The sequence below is a fragment of the Paraburkholderia bengalensis genome, from assembly GCF_037126505.1.
GTDB classification, from domain to species: Bacteria; Pseudomonadota; Gammaproteobacteria; order Burkholderiales; family Burkholderiaceae; genus Paraburkholderia; species Paraburkholderia bengalensis.
The window spans coordinates 1-1,086 of sequence record NZ_JACFYJ010000262.1; the positions used below are offsets into that span (position 1 = coordinate 1).

Annotated in this window: 1 protein-coding gene; it reads left to right on the plus strand. The window is 64.0% G+C overall.

The window, feature by feature from the left end; genetic code table 11:
• Positions 1-13 precede the first annotated feature (13 nt).
• Positions 14-1,086: acyltransferase family protein (locus H3V53_RS43125; protein ID WP_336603031.1), on the plus strand; the 1,073-nt coding region annotated here is incomplete at its 3' end.

Below are 1,086 nucleotides of genomic sequence, written 5' to 3' on the forward strand. Positions count from 1 at the left end.
TACACGGACGTTCATGACAGCCAGCACCCTGCCCGCAACGCCTTCTCACAACCGACGCATCGTCCAGCTCGACGGCCTGCGCGCGATCGCGGTGCTCGCGGTATTCGCGCAGCACGCCCTGAAGGCGCCGCTCTGGATGGGCGTCGATCTGTTTTTCGTGCTGAGCGGCTTTCTAATCACGGGCATCCTGCTGGAGCGCAAGGCGCGCGCGCAGTCGTATTTCAGCTATTTCTACGCGCGCCGCGCACGGCGCATCCTGCCGCCGTATCTGCTGCTGATGCTGGTGTCGTCGCTGCTGTTCGGGCTCGGCTGGGCGCAGCACTGGGAGTGGTACGCATTCTTCGCGACGAATATCGGCGATGCACTCGGACAAAGCGGACATGACAGCCTCAACGTGCTGTGGTCGCTCGCCGTCGAAGAGCAGTTCTATATCGTCTGGCCGTTCGTGATCCTGCTCGTGCCCGAGCGCGCGCTCGGTTTCGTCGCTGCCGGCCTAATCGTGCTCGTGCCCCTGTTGCGCGCCGTCGCGACGCCCTGGTTCGATTCGTTCTGGCCGATCTACTACCTGACGCCGTTCCGCATGGATCTGCTTGCTGCGGGCGCGCTGCTCGCCGTCGCCGTGCGACGCGACGCAAATGCACTCCAGCCGTTCAGATGGCTGGCCGTGCTCGGCGTGTGCGCGGCGCTTGCCGTGCTTGCGTGGCTGCATCTGCACTATCCGCGTTTTCGCGCGGCGAATACGCCGCTGTCGAATGCGGGTCTGTACAGCGTATCGCTCGTGCTGTGCACGTCGATCGTGGTCATCGCGCTGCAGAGCACGGGCATCGTCAAGCGCGTGTTGTGCAACCCGGTACTGGTCTATATCGGCACGATCAGCTACACGATCTATCTGATCCACCTGACCATTCTGTACGCGCTGTGGCCGCTGCATTTCGATCGCTACGTGACAGCCCTGCTCGCGCTCGCGATCACGCTGGCGTATGCGAGCGCGTCGTGGTTCGGCTTCGAGCGTCGTCTGATTCATGGCGGCGCGCCGCGCGCGCATCCACACGACGATGCGCTGCAAGCGGCACGCGAAGGATCGAG